The sequence below is a fragment of the Rhizobium laguerreae genome (genome assembly GCF_019778565.1).
Lineage (GTDB): Bacteria > Pseudomonadota > Alphaproteobacteria > Rhizobiales > Rhizobiaceae > Rhizobium > Rhizobium laguerreae.
The window spans coordinates 392,868-414,899 of record NZ_JAAXQT010000006.1 but is presented as its reverse complement, the minus strand read 5'-3'; the positions used below and the strand labels follow the sequence as shown (position 1 = coordinate 414,899).

The window sequence follows — 22,032 nt, the reverse complement described above, 5'->3', positions numbered from 1 at the left end:
TATATTAGCTGCATTGAGTGAAGCTTGAGAGGTGGATGAGAGGCGTATTGGTGGTATTGCGTTGAAGGTGATTAATCATTTGTTACCTTAAGTATACTTGCGTAATTACTTCGGATAGTTGGATTTTTTCAAGTTGACCTTACCGGCGTTAGTTGTATTATTTTAATAGTAATTCGGTTATCCGAAGAGTAACTACAAAGTTATTCATGGGTTGACGCTCAGTTTTATGAATATCGGGTGCGGATAACGGACGCATGCAGTGCATAAATAAAACAAAAGACTAGATACCTGGGAAGGAGTTTGTAATGCGTAGTTTCGTTCCCAACGAAGGCTATTCTAAAGTATCAGGCATACCGGTGCTCCAAGGGCGACGCACCGTCCTTGTGAATGGCGGGGGCGGCTTCCTCGGTTCGCATCTCTGCGAAAGGCTCCTGCACCGCGGCCACAGCGTCACATGCCTCGATAATTTTTCGACCGGCCGCCGTGCGAATGTCGCTCATCTTGCATCGAACACCCGCTTCCGCATCGTCGAGCACGATGTTAGGCAGCCCTTCGATATCGACGCGTCGCTCATCTTCAATTTCGCCTCCCCCGCCTCTCCGCCTGATTATCAGCGGGATCCTGTGGGAACGCTGCTCACCAACGTGCTCGGCGCCGTCAATACCCTGGATTGCGCGCGAAAGACCGGTGCGATCGTCGTCCAGTCGTCGACGTCGGAGGTTTATGGCGACCCGATCCAGAGCCCGCAGCACGAATCCTATTGCGGCAATGTCAACCCGATCGGACCGCGCGGCTGCTACGACGAGGGCAAGCGCAGCGCCGAAACCCTGTTTTTCGACTATCACAGGACTTATGGCGTCGACATCAAGGTCGGCCGCATCTTCAACACCTATGGACCCCGCATGCGCCTGGACGACGGGCGGGTGGTTTCCAATTTCATCGTACAGGCCCTGCGCAACGCGGATCTGACGATCTATGGCGATGGCCAGCAGACCCGTTCATTCTGCTATGTCGACGATCTCATCGAGGGTTTCCTGCGTTTTTCGGCCGCCGGCAGCGCCTGCAACGGCCCGATCAACCTCGGCAATCCAGCCGAAATGACTGTTCGACGCCTGGCCGAAATCATCCGGGACCTGACGAACTCGCGTTCCCGAATCGTCCACCTGCCTGCGGTCACCGACGACCCCCGTCAGCGGCGGCCGGATATTTCCCGGGCCATGGCCGAGCTGGACTGGCAGCCCCGCATCGGGCTCGAAACCGGCTTGGCTCGCACCGTCGACTATTTCGACGGACTGCTCGCCGGCACAGAGAAGGCGGAGGTCGTATGAGATGCCCCGCTACATTCTCGTCACCGGCGGCGCCGGTTTCATAGGCAGTCATATCTGCAAAGCGCTGTCGCGCGCCGGCATGATCCCGGTCACCTACGACAATCTCTCGACAGGACATGCCGACAGTGTCCGCTGGGGTCCGCTCATTCGGGCGGAACTTGCCGACGCCGCCACCCTGCGCCGGACTCTTGCAGAGTTTTCGCCCGATTGCGTCATTCATTGTGGTGCCAATGCCTATGTCGGCGAATCCGTCGACATGCCCAGGAAATATTACCGCAACAATGTCGTTGGCAGTCTGACCCTGCTCGAGGCCTGCCTCGATCAGGATATCGACCGGATCGTCTTTTCGAGCAGCTGCGCCACCTATGGCGTTCCCGCCTCGTTGCCGATACGCGAGGAAAGCCCGCAGCATCCGGTTAACCCCTATGGCCGCACCAAGCTGATCTTCGAGATGGCGCTCGAGGATTTTGCCGCTGCCTATGGCATCCGCTATGCCGCGTTGCGTTATTTCAACGCGGCCGGAGCCGATCCCGATGGTGAGCTCGCCGAGCGTCATCAACCCGAGACCCACCTCATTCCGCGCGCCCTTCTCGCCGCCGCCGGCAGGCTGGAGCGGCTCGATATCTTCGGCACCGATTATGCGACCGAGGACGGAACCTGTGTTCGCGACTATATTCATGTCAGCGATCTCGCGCAGGCGCATCTCGCCGCCGTCAACCATCTGATGGCGGACGGCGGCTCGCTCAGCGTCAATCTCGGCTCAGGTCGGGGCACCTCGGTGCGGGAGATTCTCGAGGCGATCCATCGCGCCAGCGGCTGCGAAGTCCCCGTCCGTTATTGCTCGCGCCGCATCGGCGACCCGCCGATCCTCTTTGCCAATACCGCAAGGGCGCAGGCGGAACTCGGCTTTGCCCCCGTCCTCTCGGACATCGATACGATCATTCGCACCGCCGGCCCCACCTTCGGCCTGCAGGTGACGGCATGAGCGACATTTCCCAGATCAGCCACCGCGTCAGGACGGCCAAAGCCGTCGCAGCGGACGCGTTCGATCCTGTTTTCACCGGCTGGAACCGCGTCGCCTATGGTTTCGGCATCCTCTGCTGGTTGACGGCACTCGGCTATTTCTGGATCTGGTGGTGCCAGTCAGCCCATATCATTTCCTGGACGGCCTTCGTACTCATCACCCTCGTGCTTGCCTGGATCACTCTGGTGCCCGCCTATTTTATCCTGATCTTCCTCGATGCGAGTACGGTCAGCCCTCGCGCAGGGCTGCCGGAAGGGCAGGTGGCTATGGTCGTCACCAAGGCGCCATCCGAGCCCTTTGCCGTCGTCCGCGCCACGCTGCAGGCGATGCTCGACCAGGTCGACGTCGATTTTGATGTCTGGCTGGCCGACGAGGACCCCTCGGAGGAAACCAGGCGCTGGTGTGCGGCGCATGGCGTGCTGATCTCCACCCGAAAGGGCGTGGCGGAGTATCATCGCACCACCTGGCCGCGCCGGACACGTTGCAAGGAAGGCAACCTCGCTTATTTCTACGACCGTTTCGGCTATGCGCGTTACGATTTCGTCGCCCAGTTCGATGCCGACCATGTGCCGACGCCGACCTACCTTCGCGAAATCTTGCGTCCCTTTTCCGACCCCGGGATCGGCTATGTCTCCGCTCCCAGCATCTGCGATGCCAATGCCGGGACAAGCTGGGCGGCGCGTGGCAGACTCTATGCGGAGGCAAGCCTGCACGGTTCGCTGCAGACCGGCTACAACAATGGCTGGGCGCCGCTTTGCATCGGCTCGCATTATGCGGTTCGCACCGCTGCCCTTCGCCAGATCGGCGGCCTCGGCCCCGAGCTTGCCGAAGACCATTCGACGACGCTGATTATGAATGCCGGCGGCTGGCGTGGCGTGCATGCCGTCGATGCGATCGCCCATGGCGACGGCCCGGCAAATTTCACCGACCTCGTCGTCCAGGAATTCCAGTGGTCACGCAGCCTGGTCACCATTCTGTTGCAATATTCCCGCCACCACATCATGCACCTGCCCTGGCGGCTGAGGTTCCAGTTCGTGTTCTCTGAGCTCTGGTACCCGCTCTTTTCGGCCTTCATGGCCATGATGTTCCTGCTGCCGGTTGCCGCGCTGCTGACGGGCCGTGTCTTCGTCAATGTCACTTATCCGGATTTCCTGCTGCACTTCGTGCCGATGTCGATCGTGCTGACGCTGTTTGCCTTCTTCTGGCGGGCAACGGCAACCTTCAGGCCGCACGACGCGAAATTGTTCGGCTGGGAAGGGCTTGCCTTCATCTTTCTGCGCTGGCCGTGGTCGCTGGCCGGCAGCCTTGCCGCTGTTCGCGACCATATCTGCGGCTCCTTCGTCGATTTCCGCATCACGCCGAAGGGAAGGCAGCAGCAGCGGTCTTTGCCGCTGCGCGTCATCGCGCCCTATATCGGGCTCGCCGGTCTTTCCGCCGCCGCAATGATGTTTGCGACCGATGCCGCGGCCGCCCAGGGTTTTTATGTTTTCGCCATGATGAACCTCTCGGTCTACCTGTCGCTGACGGTGCTGATCGTCGTTCGCCATGCGGTCGAAAACGATCTGCCGCTGTTGCCGCAATCGCGCGCGCGGTGGCTTGCGACAGCCACCGGGCTGGCGATTTTCGTCGCCGGCGGCACGCAGGCGGGGAGCCACGGCCTGCGCGGCCTCGAAGCTCTTTCGCACGGCCAGACGTTTGTCAGTTTCACCGAAACGCAATTTGCCGTGGCCGGCGCCGGCCTCGGCGGCGGCAAGACCAGGATCGTGAAATTCCACCTGAAATGGAATGGTTTCGGCAGAACCGGCCGAGACGAACAGGGTGCGTGAGCCGGCGGAACCGGCAAGTGTCGAGTATGGAGGATGTAATGAGTATCGGATCGAGACTATGGGGAACAGCGCTTGCTCTCAGCCTGTGTCTGCCGGCGGTAGCGCACGGCGCCGAGGTTGCCAAAAAGGACGCGCCGACGCCGCTCAGCGCCTATGAGCTCTATCGGATCTACGGCGACAAGACCTGGACCTGGAACACCGGCGGCGGCCGCTTCTTCGATGACGGCCGGCGGTTCGTCGCCTGGAGCAACGACAAGGGGAAGCCGTCCTTTGCCGAAGGCAGATGGGTGGTCGATGATCTCGGTCAGCTCTGCATGCGCGCCACCTGGACGAATGCCGAGGGCGCGGCCCGCGCCAGCACCTGTTTCGGACATCGCAAGATCGGCAACACGATCTATCAGCGGCGCCAGCCGAACGGCGAATGGTACGTCTTCCGCCACGCATCGGTGCGTCAGGGTGATGAGTTCCAGAAGCTTGTTCCCACCGATACCGTGAGCGCGAAGGCAAGCGAACTGAAGCAGATCCTGCTGAGCCAGGAAGTAGCCCGAAAAGGAGGGTGAGCCATGAAGAAGCTAATGAAAAACAACCTCTCGACCGCCGCAATAGCGCTGCTGCTACTGTGTGTCGCGGATCTGCCGGGCCGAAGCGAAGTGCAATATGCCGGCATTGCTCCGAACCCGGCGGCGGCCGTGCGGACGATCATCGACAAGCGCCCCGTCCTTCATGCCGAGGGCATCAAGTTCGGTGCCTACGATCCGCACGGCGATTTCGGCGCCCAGGCAAATGTCGCGACCGAAGCCCTGTTCCTGCCGTGGGAGGACGTCGACCTCGAGACGTTGCGCGTCGCCGATGCCTATGCGCAGGCTAGAGGCCGCAACCTGCTGATCACCGTGGAGCCATGGTCCTGGGACGTCGATTGGCGGCTGACCTCCGCAGAGCTTCGCGCAAAGGTTCTGCGCGGCGATTATGATGTCAATATGCGTGCGATCGCGCAGATGATATCGGCGCTGAAAAGCCCGGTGATCGTCCGCTGGGGGCAGGAGATGGAGGACAAGTCAGGGCGGTTTTCATGGTCCGGCTGGAACCCACAGGACTATATCACGGCCTACAGGCGGATGATGGACATCGTCCGCCTGGAGGCGCCCGGCACCGAGCTCATGTGGTCGCCGAAGGGAGAGCCTGGCCTCGAGACCTATTATCCCGGCGACGATTACGTCGACCTCGTCGGGCTCTCGGTCTTCGGCCTGCAGCGCTACGACGAGCTTGCCTATAATGAGCACCGGACCTTCTCTGAAGCGCTAAAGCAGGGATATGATCTCGTTGCCGGCTACGGAAAACCCATCTGGGTGGCGGAGCTCGGCTATGAAGGCGGCGACGCCTATATGAAGCCGTGGATCGAAACGGTTACGTTGAAGCAGAGCGCCTTCCCGAAACTGCAGGAAGTGGTCTATTTCAACGACCGGGATGTGCATGCCTGGCCCTTCGATCTCGGCCGGCCGAACTGGCGCGTGGTCGAAAGCCTAGGCAACTGACATTCTGAAAAGAGAGGCCCGCCGGGGTGTTGCGGGCCTCTCCTCTCACGTCCGGCGACCGATCATCCCTTGATCGTTGCCTTACCCTCTTCGATGAGCCGGGTTGCCGCATCGGCGGGCGAGACCCGTTCGAAGGCGAGTTCGTCACAGATCGGGCGCAGCACACGCTGGTCGAACTGGGTTGCGCCCATTGGCACCGGCGGCGGATATTCGCCGACCTGATCCTTGAGCATGTTCACGTATTTGACCGTCTCCTGCTCCGTCGGGTTGAGCTGCGGCAGGATGGCTTCGCGCACGGTAGGCGACATTGGCACGCCGCGTTCCACGCCGAGAATCTTGCCGGCTTCGGGATCGTTAACGAAGAAGCTGATGAACTTCGCGGCAGCTTCGCCCTGTTTGGTCGTCGCCCCCACACTCCAGATCAGTGCCGGACGGTAATAATGGCCGGATGGACCGCCCTTCTTTTCACGCGGCAGCATGGTGATGCCGAGCTTGTTCTTGATGATCAGCTGATAGCCGATCATCTGGTTTGAATAGGCCATGCCGATCACCGATTTGCCGAGACCAAGCGCATTGGTGTCGATGGTGTTCTGATCGAGCGTCTGGACGTCGGCGGCGACGGTGCCGCCCGCCTTGCGCAGCTTCTCCCAGTACTCGAACCATTCCCTGGCATCGTCGGCCGTGAAGCCGAGCCCAACGCTTTCCCCCGCAAAGAGACTCTTGCCACGTTGGCGCAGCCAGGCATCGAACACATAGGCGTAGCGTGCCGCATAGGGGCCGCCGCTCTTGCCGGAGGACTTGGAGAGTTCTACGGCGAGCTTGGCATACTCATCCCAGGTGAGGTCGGGGGTCGGCAGAGGGATGCCCGCCTTTTCGAATTCGACTGTGTCGAAGAACATCGAGAAGGAGTTGAGCCCGAGGCCGACACCATAGAGCTTGCCGTCGATGGTGGTCAGTTTCAGCATGTCGGCGCCGAAGGACTGGACGTCCAGCGCGGAGGGGACGAATTCATCGAGTGGCAGGCAGGCGCCGCGCTTCGAATAGTCCGAGATTGTTCCTGGCTCGAGCTGGAAGATGTCGGCGATCGAGCGGCCGGCCATCTGCGTTGCGAGCTTCGTCCAGTAGCCGTCGCCTGAAAGCGATTCACCGACGACGGTGACGCCAGGCGACTTCGACTGATAGAGCTTGGCAACCTCGAGCGTGCGCTTGGCGCGGTCGTTGGACCCCCACCACATGGCGCGCAGCTGTGCGTCTTCGGCAAAGGCTGGAATGGCGCTTCCGGCGCCGAAGGCGAGGCCGGCGGCCGCACCGGCTGAACCCATCAGGAATGAACGGCGATTGACCTGCATGATAGTCCTCCTTGTTCCAATATGCCCGCTGCCATCCTCCAATGGCGTTGTCAGGGCATTTCAGCAAACAGAGTACGCAAAAAAATTTTTATTGCAAGAACCAACCATTTTCTTGCAAATTTGCATTATTTGCATAATGTTTGCCCCATGAACGACCAAAAAATCAGACGGCCGCGTCAGGCCGATATAGCCACATTGGCCGGCGTCTCGGTCTCCACTGTGTCACGCGTGCTCGCCAACGAACCTGGTATCAGCGAAAGCGTGCGCCGGCAGATATTGAAGGTGGCGGCCGAGAACGGGTATCCCGTCAAGCCTGCTTCCGAAGCCATTGCGGGGGGACTGGCGCTGATTGCCAGCGACGGCGTCACCGGCACTCTCAGCGTCTTTTATGAAGCGATCGTCGACGGCTTGCGCGCTGGCGCTGCCGAAGCGGGCATGCCCTTCGAAGTCCGGCTGGTCCGCGAGGATCGAACCACGCCGGATGCCGTGCGCGACTATATGCAGACCGCAGGCGCTGAAGGTCTCTTTCTCGTCGGTATCGATCCGAACGAGATGTTGCGCGACTGGCTGCAAGCCAGCGTGACGCCCACGGTTCTTGTCAATGGCACCGATCCGAGGATGCAGTTCGATGGAGTTTCGCCGGCTAATTTCTTTGGCGCCTATGAGGCGACCAACCGGCTGATAAAGGCTGGCCATCGACGCATCCTGCATCTGAGCGGCTCCCACCGCCATACGATCCGGGAGCGCGTGCGCGGTTTTGAGGCGGCGATTACCGCCGTCCCCGGTGCCGAGGGCTGTTTCGTGTCCCTGACCCTCCAGGGCAGCCCCATCCGTGAGGCGCATGAACGCACCGCCGCAGCACTTGCCGAGAATGCCGGTTTTACCGCCGCCTTCTGCATGAATGATTTCATCGCCGTCGGCGTGCTCGAGGCTGTGACCGAGGCCGGCCTGCGTGTGCCGGAGGATTTCGCGATTGTCGGTTTCGACGATCTGCCCTGCGCGCTGATGACCAATCCACGGCTGTCCACCATGCGAATCGATCGCGCCGCTCTCGGGCGCGAGGCCGTGTCGCTGATGCTTGCCCGTTTCCGCAACAGGACGGCACCGGCCCGCCACATTTGCCAGGCGGTCGTTCCCGTTCCGGGTGGAACTGTTCCGAATCCGAATGCCGAAAACCCGTGAGAGATGCGATGACCTATGATCCCGCCAGCGCCAACCCGCTCGCCGGCAATCCGCTGGAAACCCGCGCCGATATGAGCCGCGCCCTGCTTGCGCTCTTCGATCCGCTGCTTGCCTGTTTCTCGAACGGTAATGCCCGCGTCACCCTCAATGGCGGCGGCGCCCATTTCGACCGGGCGGCGGCCGATCTGGAAGGGTTCGCCCGCCCGCTCTGGGGATTGGCGCCGCTTGGCGCCGGCAACGGCGAATTCGCCCATTGGCATCGTTTCGCCGAAGGCCTCGCAAACGGCACAGACCCCGCCCATGCCGAATATTGGGGAACGGTCAATGGCCGCGATCAGCGGATGGTCGAGCTTGCCGCTCTCGGTTTCGCCCTGGCGCTGGTGCCGGAAAAGATCTGGGAGCCGCTCGATGCGCGCGCCCGCGGCAATGTCGTCGCCTATCTCAAGCATGTCAGGCAGTTCGACTATGCCGACAACAATTGGAAATTCTTCCGGATCTTCGTCGATATCGCGCTCGGTCGTCTCGGCGCCGATTTCGACCGTAGCCTGACGCGGCAATATCTTGAGGAGCTCGAAGGTTTTTATATCGGCGACGGCTGGTATCGCGATGGAAACGTCCGCCGCATCGACCACTACATTCCCTTCGCCATGCATTTCTATGGCCTGGTCTATTCGAAGCTCGTCGATGACGATTATGCAAAGCGCTACCGCGAGCGCGCGGCCCTCTTCGCTCGGGATTTCCGGCATTGGTTTGCCGCCGACGGGGCGACGATCCCCTTCGGCCGCAGCCTGACCTACCGCTTTGCCTGTGCCGGTTTCTGGTCGGCGCTCGCTTTTGCCGATGTCGAGGCTCTGCCCTGGGGCGAGGTCAAGCATCTCTGCCTGCAGCATCTGCGCTGGTGGAAGGATAAGCCGATTGCCGATCGCGACGGCGTGCTGTCGATCGGTTTCGGCTATCCGAATCTGCTGATGTCGGAGAGTTACAATTCCGCCGGCTCACCCTACTGGGCCTTCAAGGCCTTCCTGCCGCTGGCGATCGCTGAGGATCACCCATTCTGGACGGCGAAGGAGAAAGTGCCGGAGCAAGCACCTGACATCATCCCTCAGCGTCATCCCGGCATGGTGATCATGCGGGCGGGCGGCGATGTCGTGGCGCTGTCTTCCGGCCAGGAAAACCTGCAGATGCGGTGCGGCACGGAAAAATACGCGAAGTTCGCCTATTCCGCCCGCTACGGCTTCAGCGTCGAGGCCGATGAGCGCGCCTTTGCGCTTGCCGTCTTCGATTCAGTGCTTGCCTTCAGCGATGACGGCCTGCACTACCGCGTGCGCGAAACGAACGAGGAAGCCAAGATCGCAGGCGAGGTGCTGTTTGCCAAATGGTCGCCTTTTGCCGATGTCGACGTCGAAACCTGGCTCGTGCCCGCCGCACCCTGGCATATCCGCTTCCATAGGATCAGGACAAGCCGGCCGCTGCGGATTGCCGAAGGCGGATTTGCCATCGGCCGCCGGGATTTCGAGCTGGATACGCTGTCCGCTTCGGGTGGGATTGCCTATGCGGTCGGCGAAGCCGATTTCACCGGCATTCTCGATCTCGGCTCCTCGGTCAAACGTTCGGGTATTGTCCAGAAGGCAATGCCCAACACCAATGTGATCGTCGCGAAAACCCTGGTGCCGCAGCTGCGCGGGCAGATTCCGGCCGGGGAAACCATCCTGGTGACGGCAGTGCTGGCACTTGACGATCCCGCCGCGCTCTCGTCTGCGTGGACGAGACCGCCGAAAGCGCCTGAGATTGCAGCGCTGGAGGCCCTGGTGAGGGAAAAGGGCGTGACAGTCAGCGCCATCGAAGCGCCCGGACAAATGCCATGAGCCAGCCGGCCATTATCCTTGCCATGCAACCGTCGCGCACGCAGCATGTCCTGTCGGATGAGGTCCTGCGGCGGCTGGGCGGCATCGGTCGCCTGCTGGATTCCAAGCCGTTGCAGCGCTTCGACGACGAGCGTGCGAGACGTCTGCTGGCCGAGGCGGAAATCCTGATCACCGGCTGGGGCGGGCCTTATGTCGGGCCCGAAATTCCCGCCGCGGCGCCGCATCTGAAATTCATCGTCCATGCGGCGGGCACGGTAAAGGGCGTCATCGACGACGCCATCTTCGAAGCCGGTATCCCGGTCAGCCATGCGGCCGAGGCCAACGCCGTGCCGGTGGCCGAATTCACGTTGGCGGCGATCATCTTCGCCGGCAAGCGTGTTTTCCGTTTCCGCGACCTCTATGTTGCCGACCGAAACCGCAACCGGACACATTTGATGCAGCGCGAAGCGATCGGAAACTACCGCCGCACTGTCGGTATCGTCGGCGCTTCGCGCATCGGCCGGCGCGTGATCGAGCTCCTGAGACCGTTTGACTATAGGTTGTTGCTCTCCGATCCGACCCTTGATGCCGCCGAGGCCGCCGGCCTGGGAACGGAAAAGGTCGATCTCGACGAATTGATGCGGCAATCGGATATCGTTTCCCTGCATGCGCCGTCGCTGCTGTCGACGCAGCATATGATCGATGCGCGAAGGCTGTCGCTGATGAAGGACGGCGCGACGCTCATCAACACGGCGCGCGGCATTCTCATCGATGAGGCCGCCCTGCTTTCAGCGCTCAAGACTGGCCGCATCGACGCGGTCCTCGATGTCACCGAACCGGAAATCCCGGAGGCGGGCTCTGCTTTCTACGATCTGCCGAACGTCTTTCTGACACCGCATATTGCCGGCGCCGTCGGCTTGGAACGGGCGCGCCTCGGCGAGATGGCGGTGGACGAGATAGAGCGCTTCGTGACCGGTCAGCCGCTGCTTTACCAGATCTATCAGGCAAATCTCGAAAACATCGCCTGAGGCGCGTCACGCGCCTCAGGCGATGGGTATCAGCGCGACGTCCTCAGCGAGTTTGGCGAACCGTCATTGGCAAGCTCAGGCATGAGATCGGCAATATCGACCACCTTGCCGGTGCGCGAGCTCTCCAGCGCGGCAATGCCGCAGAGCACCGACATGGCGCCCGCCCGCGTGCCGGCGCGTTGCGCAAGCTTGTCTTCTATTTCGGGCTTGAAGATCATGTTGCGCATCCGGTCGTCGCCGCCGTAATGGCCACCTGTGAAATGCGGAACGACGATGCGCTCCACCGCCTCCTTACCATCAGGGAAATTGCGGATAAGGAGGATCGTGTCCTCCTTCGGCTCTTCCCAGGGCTGGGCCTCATGCTGGCGAATTTCGATCCGACCTTTGGTGCCGTTGAAGGCAAGGTGATGGCCCTCTATCGGCTGGAAGGTGTTCAGCGAATAGGAGACATGGACGTTGTTGCGGTAGCGGATGCCGACCACCATCGTATCGGGAATGTCGATGTCCTCGCGGAAGACGCAGCCGTCTCGGAAGTAGCCGTCGATCTTCGAGGGATCTTCGTAGAGTGAATCGAGGAAGGGATCGGCCTCGAGATCGAGATAGTAGTCGCATTCATGCGCGTGCGGACAGAGCTTGCAGCGTGGGCCGCGGAACGGGCCCTTGCGGCCGTAATTCTGCAGATCGGCAAAGGAGGTGACGGCATCGGGATCGCTGTCGAGATACCAGTTCAGCAGATCGAAATGATGCGTCGCCTTGTGGACGAACAGACTGCCGGAATTTTCCGTATAGGCATGCCAGCGGCGGAAATAATCGGCGCCGTGCTTGGTGTTGAGATACCAATGAAAATCGACAGATGTGACCCGGCCGATTTCGCCGGCATTCAGCAATTCCTTGATCTTTGCGGCGGTCGGCGCATAGCGATAGTTGAAGGAGACGTCGACCCGGCGGCCGGTGCGCTTTTCGGCATCCAGAATCCGGCGGATTTTTTCGACCGAAGTGGTCATCGGCTTTTCGGTAATGACGTCGATGCCGGACTCCAGCGCCCGCACGACGATATCGTCATGCGTATGGTCGGGCGTACAGACGATGACGAGATCCGGCTTCTGCTCAGCAAGCATCGAATCGATGTTTTCGTAGAGCGGCGCATTGCTGCCGATCATGTTGCGGGCGCGTTCGCCGCGCAGCGAATTCTTTTCGACGATCGCGGTGAGGTCGACATGTTCGCGCCAGCCGGCAAGCAGATCCTTGCCCCACATGGTGGTGCCGCGGTTTCCCGTACCGATCAGGGCAAAACGGCGTTTCTCCATCGAATGATCCTCCTGCATGCGTGATGAAACTTTTAATGAAAATCAGGCCTGGCAGCAGCTTCTGAAGCGCTCGACGCAAGTGGCGATCACTTCGTCGGCCGGGCGTTTCCACCAGTTTTCGACCGAAAAGATCTCCACCTCCTGAGCGCCGAAGAAACCGGCGGCCTCCACCATCCGTCTTATGCCTTTGAGGTCTATCACACCATCGCCCATCATGCCGCGGTCGAGCAGCATGTCCTTTGTCGGCACCAGCCAGTCGCAGATGTGATGGGCGAAGATGCGTTTCATGCTGCCCGCGCGGGCGATCTGGTTGGCAAGATCGGGGTCCCACCAGACATGGTAGACATCGACCGCAACGCCGACATCCTCGCCGAGCTGCTCGCACATATCGAGCGCCTGACCGAGTGTGTTCACGCAGGCACGGTCGGCGGCATACATTGGATGCAGCGGTTCGATGGCGAGCTTTACGCCGGCAGCCTGCGCATGCGGCAGCACGGCGGCGATGCCGTCGAACACCATCTGGCGGGCTGCGACGATGTCCTTCGACGCGCCCGGCAGACCGCCGACGACGAGGACGAGGCAATCGGCTGAAAATGCCGCCGCCTCGTCGATGGCACGCCTGTTGTCGTCGAGGTTTTTCTGCCAGTCGGCATCGTTTGCTGCCGGGAAGAAGCCGCCGCGGCAAAGACCGGTCAGTTTGATACCGTTCGATTTGACGATCCGCACCGCCTCGTCGAGACCGACCTTGGCGACCTGGTCGCGCCAGGGGGCGATCGCGGTGATGCCGTGTTTCAGGCAGATATCGACAGCCTCGGCAAAGCCGCATTGCTCGCGGATCGTCGCCAGGTTGATCGAAAGTCCTTCGACCTGCATGTCATTCCCCTCCCGTTCCGCGTGCTTCAGTTGACGCCGTGGACGGCAAGCACCTGCTTCATGCGCGTCGTTGCGAGTTCCGGATCGGCGAGAACCCGGGCCTTGTCGGCCAGGCGGAAGAGTTCGGCCAGATGTGTCAGCGAGCGGGTGCTCTGCTGGCCGCCGACCATGACGAAATGATCCTGCAGGCCGTTGAGATAGGCGAGGAAGACGACGCCGGTCTTGTAGAAGCGGGTCGGCGCCTTGAAGATGTGGCGCGACAGCGGCACGGTCGGCTCCAGCAGGTCGAAGAATTCATGATTGCTCTTGCGACCGAGCGCTTCGAGGGCTGCAGAGGCAGCCGGAGCGATCGCATCGAAAATGCCGAGCAGCGCGTCGGAATGGCCCTCTTCGTCGCCGGCGATCAGTTCGGCATAGTTGAAATCGTCGCCGGTATACATGCGCACGCCTTTCGGCAGCCGGCGGCGCATCGCCACTTCCTTCTCCTTGGAAAGAAGCGAGATCTTGATGCCGTCGACCTTGGCGGCATTGGCCTCGATCACCTGCAGGCAGGTGGACATCGCTTCGATATGATCGCCGTTGCCCCAATAACCCTCGAGCGCCGGATCGAACATTTCGCCGAGCCAATGGATGATGACGGGTTCCTTGACCTGGCGAAGGATGCGGTCATAGACGCGGATATAATCGTCCGGCCCTTTTGCTGCGGCGGCAAGGGCCCGGCTCGCCATCAGGATGATGCGGCCGCCGGCCGCCTCCACCGTTTCGATCTGCTCCTCATAGGCCCTGAGGATCGTGTCGACCGTCACGTCGGGGCCGGGCGTCAGATGGTCGGTACCGGCGCCGCAGGCGATCAGCGCGTCCTTGCGGCCGGCCGCTTCGGCAAGCGCCCGGCGGAGGAGGTCGCGCGCTTCCGGCCAGCCGAGGCCCATGCCGCGCTGTGCCGTATCCATCGCTTCGGCGACGCCGAGGCCGAGGTCCCAGAGCCGGTGACGGAAGGCGAGGGTGCGATCCCAGTCGATCGCCGGCGTCAGCCACGGATCGTTGTCGGCGAGCGGATCGGCGACGACATGGGCGGCGGCAAAGGCGATGCGCGGGAAGCTTTTAGCCTCGCGCTTCTTCAGTTCGATCGGCGTGCCGGTCAGCGTGTAGGGGGCGATCTTGCCGTCGAGAGGGAGATTGATGGTCGCCACGGCTCAGAACTCCAGTGCAGGAACGTCGAGCCAGCGACGCTCGGCCCAGGATTTCAGCCCGAGTTCGGCAAGCTGCACACCCTTGGCGCCGGCTTCCAGGCCATAGGGCCACGGCGCATCTTCGACGACATGGCGGATGAACATTTCCCACTGCGCCTTGAAACCGTTGTCGACGGCCTGCGTATCGGGAACCTCGTCCCAGGTCTTGTAGAAGTCGATCGTCTGCGGCTGGTCCGGGTTCCAGACCGGCTTCGGCGTGTTGACGCGGTGCTGGCTCCAGCATTTCGTCAGACCGGCGACGGCCGAACCATGCGTGCCGTCGACCTGGAAGGTGACGAGGTCGTCGCGGCGGACGCGGACGGCCCAGGAGGAATTGACCTGCGCGATCGCGCCGCCTTCGAGCTCGAAGGTCGCATAGGCCGCATCGTCGGTGTCGCAGTCATAGGGCTTGCCCTGCTCGTCGATGCGGCGCGGAATATGCGTAGCACCGAGGCAGGATACGGCTTTGACTTCGCCGAACAGATTGTCGAGCACGTAGCGCCAGTGGCAGAGCATGTCGAGGATGATGCCGCCGCCGTCGCCCTTGCGGTAGTTCCAGGACGGCCGCTGGGCCGGCACGCCCCAATCGCCTTCGAAAACCCAGTAGCCGAATTCGCCGCGCACCGAGAGGATCTTGCCGAAGAAGCCGGAATCCCTGAGCAGCGCCAGCTTGCGCAGGCCGGGCAGGAAGAGTTTGTCCTGTACGACGCCATGTTTGAGGCCGGAGCCGCGCGCCTTGCGGGCAAGGTCGAGTGCCACCTGCAGATCGTCGGAAATCGGCTTCTCGCAATAGACATGCTTGCCGGCATCGAGCGCCTTGGACAGAAGTTCGGCGCGCATCAGTGTCGTGCCGGCGTCGAAGAAGATCGTGTCGTCGGGATTGGCGAGGGCTGCATCGAGATCGGTCGACCAGCGCTTGATGTTGTGCTTCTTCGCCAGCTCTTCCATCTTGGCGCCGTTGCGGCCGACGATGATGGGGTCGATCTCGAGTTTCTCACCCGATTTCAGCGTGATGCCCCCCTGATCGCGGAGGGCGAGAATAGAACGCACCAGGTGCTGATTGTAACCCATGCGGCCGGTAACGCCGTGCAAGATGATCCCCAAGCGTGCCATTTTTTCCTCCCAGCAAATTTTTGCGGCGGGAGCGGGCATCCTCGTCCGGTCCTCCCGAGCCGGTAACTAAACAGTTACTTGATGGCAGAAGAGCAACGCGGCTGTCAATAGTCAAATCCGATTTTACAAATTCAGCGCTTGATCGAGGTCAGCGTGACGTGGACGATATGCCTTTCCCAGGCATTGAGGTGGGTCGGTTCGATCAGGTCGCGGCCGAAGATCGTCGAAAGCGTGTACTGGTTGGACAGGTAGAAATAACCGAGCGAGGCGATCGTCAGATAGACATGCAGGGGATCGGCGGTCTCGATGAAGACCCCCTGCTTCTTTCCCCGTTCGAGCACGTCCGAAAGCTCGCCGATCAGATGCGAATGCAGTTCTTTGAGCCGGACGGACTGGCGCAGCCAGCGGGCCCGATGCATATTTTCCGTGCCGAGCAGGCTGAGGAATTCCGGGTGCTGGAGGAAATAACGCCAGGTGAAGAGCGCCAGTTCGCCGATGCCTTCCTCGGGGCTGCGGTCGCCGATATGCAGCGCACGTTCGGCGGTGCGGATGCCGACATAGGCCTCTTCGAGCACTCTGAGGTAGAGCTGCTCCTTGTCGCCGAAATAATGATAGAGCATGCGCTTGTTGGTGCCGGCGCGCTCGGCGATGGCGTCGACACGAGCCCCGCCCATGCCGTTTTCGGCAAATTCCCGGGTTGCCGCGTCAAGGATAGCAGCGCGTGTCCGCTCCGGATCGCGTTGGGCCGTGCGTTCGGCAGATGGGCGCCGAGACCTTTTCTTTTCCCCATTCCCCCCGCTGTCGTTCATCTCTCCACCTCCGTCTCACATGTTGCGCTCATAAGCCTTCGGTGCGAAATTGTAAAAACCGAATTTGAAAGCCCTGCGCGCGACACCGCTTGACACGCTCGCCGCTTTGCCCGTAGCTTGTAACCAATTAGTTATTTATGCAAGGGTAACTAGGTTCGGAAGCGTGAGGAGGCGCTTCCCTTTGGAGGAGGAAAAGAAATGACATTCCGTGTAAGCAGACGCAATTTCGTCGCGGGAGGCGCCACGCTTCTCTCGCTCTCGGCGCTGGGAACCAGCGCTTTGGCACAGGAAACGCGACTGCGTCTCCTGTGGTGGGGCTCGCAGCCGCGCGCCGACCGCACCAACAAGGTATCGCAGCTCTATCAGTCGAAGAAGCCGGGAACGTCGATCACCGGCGAATTCCTCGGCTGGGGCGACTACTGGCCGCGCCTTGCGACCCAGGTGGCTGGCCGCAACGCGCCCGATGTCATCCAGATGGACTATCGCTATATCGTCCAATATGCGCGGCGCGGCGCGCTCGCCCCGCTCGAATCCTATATGCCGGCCAAGCTCAACCTCGACGATTTCGACAAGGCGCAGATCGAAGGCGGCAGCGTCGACGGTCATCTCTATGGCGTCAGCCTGGGCGCGAATTCGGCGGCCACGGTCCTGAACACCGCGGCCTTCAAGGAGGCCGGCGTCGATCTGCCGACCCAGGCGACCACCTGGGAAGAGTTCGCCCGTATGGGTGCGGAGATCACCAAGGCAGGAAAACGCAAGGGCATGTTCGGCATCGCCGACGGCAGCGGCAGCGAACCGCTGTTCGAAAACTGGCTGCGTCAGCGCGGCAAGGCTCTTTATACTGCAGACGGCAAGATCGCCTTCGACGTGGACGATGCCTCCGAATGGTACGACATGTGGGCCAAGTTCCGTGAGGCCGGCGCCTGTGTTCCCGCCGATATCCAGGCTCTCGACAAGAACGATATCGAAACCAACACGGTCTCGCTCGGCAAGTCGGCCGCCGGTTTTGCCCATTCCAACCAGTTCGTAGGCTATCAGGCAATGAACAAGGACAAGCTGGCGCTGACCAACTACATGCGCGTCAAGGGGGATTCGAAGGGCGGCCACTATCGCAAGCCTTCGATGTTCTTCTCGGTCTCCGCCCAGTCGAAAGCCATAGATATGGCCGTGGACTACGTCAATTTCTTCGTCAAGAACCCCGAAGCAGCGCTGCTTCTGGATGTCGAACGCGGCATTCCGGAATCGAAAGCCATGCGCGAGGTGGTCGCGGCGAAGCTTGATGAGAACGGCAAAGTTGCGCTCGCCTATGTCAGCGGCCTCGGCGATCTCGCCGGCAAATTGCCGCCGCCGCCGCCGGCCGGCGCCGGTGAAGCTGATCTGATGTTACGCAACATCGCCGAACAGGTCGGCTTCGGACAGCTGTCTCCTTCCGACGGCGGCAAACAGCTTGTCGCTGAAATCACGCAGATTCTCGCACGAGGCTGATCCCGTATGAGCAATGCGATGCGCACGCCCGCAGGGGCCATCAATGTGGAAAGATATCAGGGGGCCGTGGCCGAAGGACGCTTCAAGCGTCTCTGGAATGCCAATGCTCCCGGCTATCTTTTCCTTCTTCCATGGCTCATCGGCTTTTTCGGGCTGACGCTCGGGCCGGCCCTGATTTCGCTCTACCTTTCCTTCACCGACTTCGACATGCTTCAGTCGCCGCGGTGGGTGGGAATGGCGAATTACGTGCGCATCGCCACGGCGGATCCGAAATTCTCGGCCGCCATGTATGTCACCCTGACCTATGTCGTCTTCTCGGTGCCGTTCAAGCTGACCTTCGCATTGCTGGTCGCCATGGCGCTGAACCGCGGCCTGCGCGGGCTGTCGGTCTATCGTGCCATCTTCTATCTGCCGTCACTGCTGGGCGGTAGCGTGGCGATCGCCGTGCTCTGGCGCCAGCTTTTCGCCAGTGATGGCCTCGTCAATGCCGCGCTTTCGTATTTCGGTATCGAAGGTCCGAGCTGGATCTCGCATCCGAACTATTCGATCTATACTCTGGTGGCGCTGTCCGTCTGGCAGTTTGGCTCGCCGATGATTATTTTCCTGGCCGGCCTGCGCCAGATCCCGCAGGATATGTATGAGGCCGCCAGCCTCGACGGCGCCTCCAAGTTCCGGCAATTCTACAAGATCACGCTGCCGCTTCTGACGCCGGTGATCTTTTTCAATGCCGTCGTCCAGACGATCGATGCCTTCAAGGCCTTCACGCCGGCCTTCATCATATCAGGCGGTACCGGCGGTCCGATCAACTCGACGCTGTTCTACACGCTCTACCTCTATCAGGAAGCCTTCGGCAATTTCCGCATGGGCTATGCCTCGGCGCTCGCCTGGATCCTGGTGGTGATCATCGCGATCTTCACCGCCTTCTCCTTCCTGACCTCGCGTTATTGGGTGCACTACGATGACTGAGATGACCGCTTCCGTCACTGCGGCCAGGCCGCCATCCGACATCACCAAACGCAGCCTGCCGGCGTCGCTCATCATCCACGCCCTGCTGATCGCCGCTTCGCTCCTCATGCTCTATCCGCTGTTATGGATGGTTTCGGCATCGGTCAGGCCGGAAACCGAGATCTTCTCGTCGACCTCGCTCATCCCGTCGTCGATCGATTTCTCCTCCTATGCGCGCGGTTGGGTCGGCCTCGATGTCAGCTTCGGCCGGTTCTTCTGGAATTCGCTGGTCATCTCGCTGCTGGTGGTGACCGGCAATGTCATCGCCTGTTCGCTGACGGCTTTCGCCTTTGCGCGGCTGCGTTTTGCCGGCCGGAATTTCTGGTTCGCGATCATGCTCGGCACGTTGATGATCCCCTATCACGTGACGTTGATCCCGCAATATGTGCTCTTTCTCGATCTCGGCTGGGTCAACACCATCCTGCCGCTTGTCGTGCCGAAGTTCCTGGCAAGCGATGCCTTCTTCATCTTCCTGATGGTGCAGTTCTTCCGCGGCATCCCGCGCGAACTCGACGAGGCGGCGATGATGGACGGCTGCAGCGCTTGGCGCATCTACTGGAAGATCATGCTGCCGTTGTCGCTACCGGTGCTGGCAACGGCCGCCATCTTCTCCTTCATCTGGACCTGGGACGATTTCTTCGGTCCGCTGATCTACCTGAACGACATGAACACCTATACGATCCAGCTCGGCCTGCGCACCTTCGTCGACTCAACCAGCGCATCGGATTGGGGCGGTTTGTTCGCCATGTCGACCCTGACGCTTGTGCCGGTGTTCTTCTTCTTCCTGTTCTTCCAGCGCCTGCTGATCGAGGGCATCGCCACGACGGGCATGAAGCGTTGATGGCGATGACGGGAAAGAACGACATGAGCATCAGGACGGTCGCGATTATCGGTTGCGGTATAGGCCGCTCCCATATCGTCGAGGGTTACCTGCCGCATTCCGACAAGTTCAAGGTGGTGGCGATCTGCGACCTGAACGAGCAGCGCATGGCAGCGGTCGGCGACGAGTTCGGCATCGAACGGCGCACCACCTCCTTCGCGGAATTGCTGGCCGACGACACGATCGACATCATCGATATCTGCACCCCTCCCGGCATCCATTTGGAACAGGTGGTCGCAGCGCTTGCCGCCGGTAAACATGTCGTCTGCGAAAAGCCGCTGACGGGCTCGCTTGCCGCCATCGATACCATCATGGCAGCGGAAAAGACCGCCAAAGGCGTGCTGATGCCGATCTTCCAGTACCGTTACGGCGACGGCATCCAGAAGGCCAAGCGGATCATCGACGCCGGTATCGCCGGCAAGCCCTATACTGCTTCGGTCGAAACCTTCTGGCTGCGCAAGCCGGAATATTACGCCGTCCCTTGGCGCGGCAAATGGGCGACGGAACTCGGCGGTGTGCTCGTCACCCATGCCCTGCACCTGCACGATATGCTGATGCATCTGATGGGTCCGGCTGCCAGGGTCTTCGGCCGCGTCGCCACCCGCGTCAACGATATCGAGGTCGAGGATTGTGCCTCCGCCAGCCTGCTGATGGAAAGCGGCGCCTTTGTCTCGCTTTCCTGCACCCTTGGTTCGCAGGAACAGATTAGCCGGCTCAGGCTCCACTTCGAGAATGTCACCTTCGAAAGCAGTCACGAGCCCTATACACCCGGCAAGGACCCCTGGAAGATCATCGCCGCAAACGACGACGTGCAGCAGCAGATCGACAGGGTGGTTGGCGACTGGCAGCCGGTCGCGCCGCGCTTCACCACCCAGATGGGCCAGTTCCACGCTTTCCTCAGCGGCCATGCGCCGCTGCCGGTGACGACAAAGGACGCCCGGCGCGCGCTGGAACTCGTCACCGCCATCTACCAGTCTTCCGATAGCGGCGCCGACGTGCCGCTGCCGGTGGGTTCTGATAGTCCGAAATACGCCGATTGGCGCGCAAGAACGAAGTAACCGGTAAAATAAAAAGAGAGGGTTTTGAGAAGATGGCAACCAGTGTCGTTCTTCAGAAGGTCGAGAAGCGCTACGGCGCGATGGATGTGATCCATGGCATCGACCTGACGATCGATCCCGGCGAATTCGTCGTTTTCGTCGGCCCCTCGGGCTGTGGAAAATCCACCCTTCTGCGCATGATCGCCGGTCTCGAGGAGATCTCAGGCGGCGGGCTGCTGCTCGACAACGAGCGCATGAACGAGGTGGCGCCTGCCAAGCGCGGCATCGCCATGGTCTTCCAGTCCTATGCGCTCTATCCCCATATGTCGGTCTATAAAAACCTCGCCTTCGGCCTGGAGACGGCGGGTTACAAGAAGGCCGATATCCAGCCGAAGGTGAAGCGCGCCGCCGAGATTCTGCAGATCGAGAAGCTCTTGGAGCGCAAGCCGAAGGCGCTCTCCGGCGGCCAGCGCCAGCGCGTCGCCATCGGCCGCGCCATCGTGCGCGAGCCGCGGATCTTCCTGTTCGACGAGCCGCTGTCGAACCTCGATGCCGAACTGCGCGTGCAGATGCGCGTCGAGATCTCCCGCCTGCACCGCAGCCTCGGCAATACGATGATCTATGTCACCCATGACCAGGTCGAAGCCATGACGATGGCGGACAAGATCGTGGTGTTGAATTCCGGCCGCATCGAGCAGGTCGGCGCCCCACTCGATCTCTACAACAACCCGGCCAACCGCTTCGTCGCCGGTTTCATCGGCAGCCCGAAGATGAATTTTTTGAAGGCCCGCATAGAGCAGGTTGGCGAGACCGAAACCAGCATCCATGTCTGCGGCAATTCCGTCCGCTTGCCGCGCCGGCTGAAAGGCGGCGCGGGAGAGGAGGTCACCTTTGGCATTCGCCCCGAGCATCTTTCGCTGGCCGAAGGCGCAATCACGCTTTCGACCGTCAACGTCGATCTCGTTGAAAACCTCGGCGGCGCTACCATGCTCTACACCACGACGCCGGATAACCAGCTCCTGACCGTCGCACTCGACGGCCAGCAGAAGGTGGCCCCCGGCGCCAATGTGAAGGCTTCCTTCGATCCGGCCCGCTGCCACGTCTTCGACGCCGCCGGCAAGACGATCTAAGCGCGCGGCTGCTTGACAGCCGATCCTCCTCTGGCCCATCATTTCACGAGG

19 protein-coding genes are annotated in these 22,032 nt (G+C 61.2%); 13 read left to right on the top strand and 6 right to left on the bottom strand.

Features of this window, described 5'->3' with window-relative positions:
- Positions 1-305 precede the first annotated feature (305 nt).
- Genes HFO71_RS20865 through HFO71_RS20845 form a run of 5 tightly spaced genes read left to right on the top strand, consistent with a single transcriptional unit; the run spans position 306 to position 5,710 of the window.
- Positions 306-1,328: a UDP-glucuronic acid decarboxylase family protein gene (locus HFO71_RS20865; protein WP_131640122.1), complete on the top strand. Its 1,023-nt coding sequence runs from the start codon at positions 306-308 to the stop codon at positions 1,326-1,328.
- A 1-nt stretch (position 1,329) separates the two neighbouring features.
- Positions 1,330-2,313, top strand: a complete 984-nt coding sequence (galE, locus tag HFO71_RS20860; RefSeq protein WP_131640121.1) for a UDP-glucose 4-epimerase GalE — start codon at positions 1,330-1,332, stop codon at positions 2,311-2,313.
- The gene (locus HFO71_RS20855; RefSeq protein ID WP_131640120.1) at positions 2,310-4,178 is read left to right on the top strand and encodes a glycosyltransferase family 2 protein; all 1,869 of its coding nucleotides are present in this window, start codon (positions 2,310-2,312) and stop codon (positions 4,176-4,178) included. Before galE ends, HFO71_RS20855 begins: the two co-directional genes overlap by 4 nt.
- Positions 4,179-4,216: 38 nt before the next feature.
- On the top strand, positions 4,217-4,738 hold the full coding sequence (locus HFO71_RS20850) for a DUF995 domain-containing protein (protein ID WP_077977083.1): 522 nt from the start codon (positions 4,217-4,219) through the stop codon (positions 4,736-4,738).
- 3 nt (positions 4,739-4,741) lie between these two features.
- Complete coding sequence (locus tag HFO71_RS20845) at positions 4,742-5,710, top strand: glycoside hydrolase family 26 protein (protein ID WP_131640119.1); 969 nt, start codon at positions 4,742-4,744, stop codon at positions 5,708-5,710.
- Positions 5,711-5,772: 62 nt separating this feature from the next.
- Here the strand turns inward: HFO71_RS20845 and HFO71_RS20840 are convergent, their stop codons facing one another.
- Positions 5,773-7,059, bottom strand: a complete 1,287-nt coding sequence (locus HFO71_RS20840; protein WP_025396562.1) for an ABC transporter substrate-binding protein — start codon at positions 7,057-7,059, stop codon at positions 5,773-5,775.
- A 147-nt stretch (positions 7,060-7,206) separates the two neighbouring features.
- On the opposite strand from HFO71_RS20840, the gene HFO71_RS20835 reads away from it, so the two are divergent.
- Genes HFO71_RS20835 through HFO71_RS20825 form a run of 3 tightly spaced genes read left to right on the top strand, consistent with a single transcriptional unit; the run spans position 7,207 to position 11,113 of the window.
- Positions 7,207-8,241 carry a LacI family DNA-binding transcriptional regulator gene (locus tag HFO71_RS20835; RefSeq protein ID WP_131640118.1) on the top strand — a complete coding sequence of 345 codons (1,035 nt, stop codon included), beginning with the start codon at positions 7,207-7,209 and terminating at the stop codon, positions 8,239-8,241.
- Positions 8,242-8,249: 8 nt separating this feature from the next.
- The gene (locus tag HFO71_RS20830) at positions 8,250-10,106 is read left to right on the top strand and encodes a DUF2264 domain-containing protein (RefSeq protein ID WP_131640117.1); all 1,857 of its coding nucleotides are present in this window, start codon (positions 8,250-8,252) and stop codon (positions 10,104-10,106) included.
- Complete coding sequence (locus tag HFO71_RS20825; protein WP_221988384.1) at positions 10,103-11,113, top strand: hydroxyacid dehydrogenase; 1,011 nt, start codon at positions 10,103-10,105, stop codon at positions 11,111-11,113. The genes HFO71_RS20830 and HFO71_RS20825 overlap by 4 nt, the downstream gene beginning before the upstream one ends.
- A gap of 29 nt (positions 11,114-11,142) precedes the next feature.
- Here HFO71_RS20825 and HFO71_RS20820 read toward each other — a convergent pair whose 3' ends face one another.
- The 5 genes from HFO71_RS20820 to HFO71_RS20800 form a co-directional block, all read right to left on the bottom strand.
- Entirely contained in the window at positions 11,143-12,420 is a 1,278-nt protein-coding gene (locus HFO71_RS20820) for a Gfo/Idh/MocA family protein (RefSeq protein WP_131640116.1), read from the bottom strand.
- Positions 12,421-12,462: 42 nt separating this feature from the next.
- Positions 12,463-13,293 carry a sugar phosphate isomerase/epimerase family protein gene (locus HFO71_RS20815; RefSeq protein ID WP_131640115.1) on the bottom strand — a complete coding sequence of 277 codons (831 nt, stop codon included), beginning with the start codon at positions 13,291-13,293 and terminating at the stop codon, positions 12,463-12,465.
- A gap of 26 nt (positions 13,294-13,319) precedes the next feature.
- Positions 13,320-14,483, bottom strand: coding sequence for a dihydrodipicolinate synthase family protein (locus HFO71_RS20810; RefSeq protein WP_077977091.1), 1,164 nt, complete (start codon positions 14,481-14,483; stop codon positions 13,320-13,322).
- Positions 14,484-14,486: 3 nt separating this feature from the next.
- The gene (locus HFO71_RS20805) at positions 14,487-15,635 is read right to left on the bottom strand and encodes a Gfo/Idh/MocA family protein (RefSeq protein ID WP_077977092.1); all 1,149 of its coding nucleotides are present in this window, start codon (positions 15,633-15,635) and stop codon (positions 14,487-14,489) included.
- A 131-nt stretch (positions 15,636-15,766) separates the two neighbouring features.
- A complete protein-coding gene (locus HFO71_RS20800) occupies positions 15,767-16,444 on the bottom strand; it encodes a TetR/AcrR family transcriptional regulator (RefSeq protein WP_077977093.1) in 678 nt (225 codons plus the stop codon).
- 198 nt (positions 16,445-16,642) lie between these two features.
- Here HFO71_RS20800 and HFO71_RS20795 point away from each other — a divergent pair, with 198 nt between their 5' ends.
- Genes HFO71_RS20795 through HFO71_RS20775 form a run of 5 tightly spaced genes read left to right on the top strand, consistent with a single transcriptional unit; the run spans position 16,643 to position 21,981 of the window.
- Positions 16,643-17,929: an ABC transporter substrate-binding protein gene (locus tag HFO71_RS20795; RefSeq protein WP_077977094.1), complete on the top strand. Its 1,287-nt coding sequence runs from the start codon at positions 16,643-16,645 to the stop codon at positions 17,927-17,929.
- Between the two features lie 6 nt (positions 17,930-17,935).
- Entirely contained in the window at positions 17,936-18,895 is a 960-nt protein-coding gene (locus HFO71_RS20790; RefSeq protein ID WP_017962699.1) for a carbohydrate ABC transporter permease, read from the top strand.
- A complete protein-coding gene (locus tag HFO71_RS20785) occupies positions 18,888-19,775 on the top strand; it encodes a carbohydrate ABC transporter permease (protein WP_003544261.1) in 888 nt (295 codons plus the stop codon). The genes HFO71_RS20790 and HFO71_RS20785 overlap by 8 nt, the downstream gene beginning before the upstream one ends.
- On the top strand, positions 19,775-20,872 hold the full coding sequence (locus tag HFO71_RS20780) for a Gfo/Idh/MocA family protein (RefSeq protein ID WP_170269373.1): 1,098 nt from the start codon (positions 19,775-19,777) through the stop codon (positions 20,870-20,872). Before HFO71_RS20785 ends, HFO71_RS20780 begins: the two co-directional genes overlap by 1 nt.
- A gap of 32 nt (positions 20,873-20,904) precedes the next feature.
- On the top strand, positions 20,905-21,981 hold the full coding sequence (locus tag HFO71_RS20775; RefSeq protein ID WP_077977095.1) for an ABC transporter ATP-binding protein: 1,077 nt from the start codon (positions 20,905-20,907) through the stop codon (positions 21,979-21,981).
- The last annotated feature ends 51 nt before the right edge of the window (positions 21,982-22,032 follow it).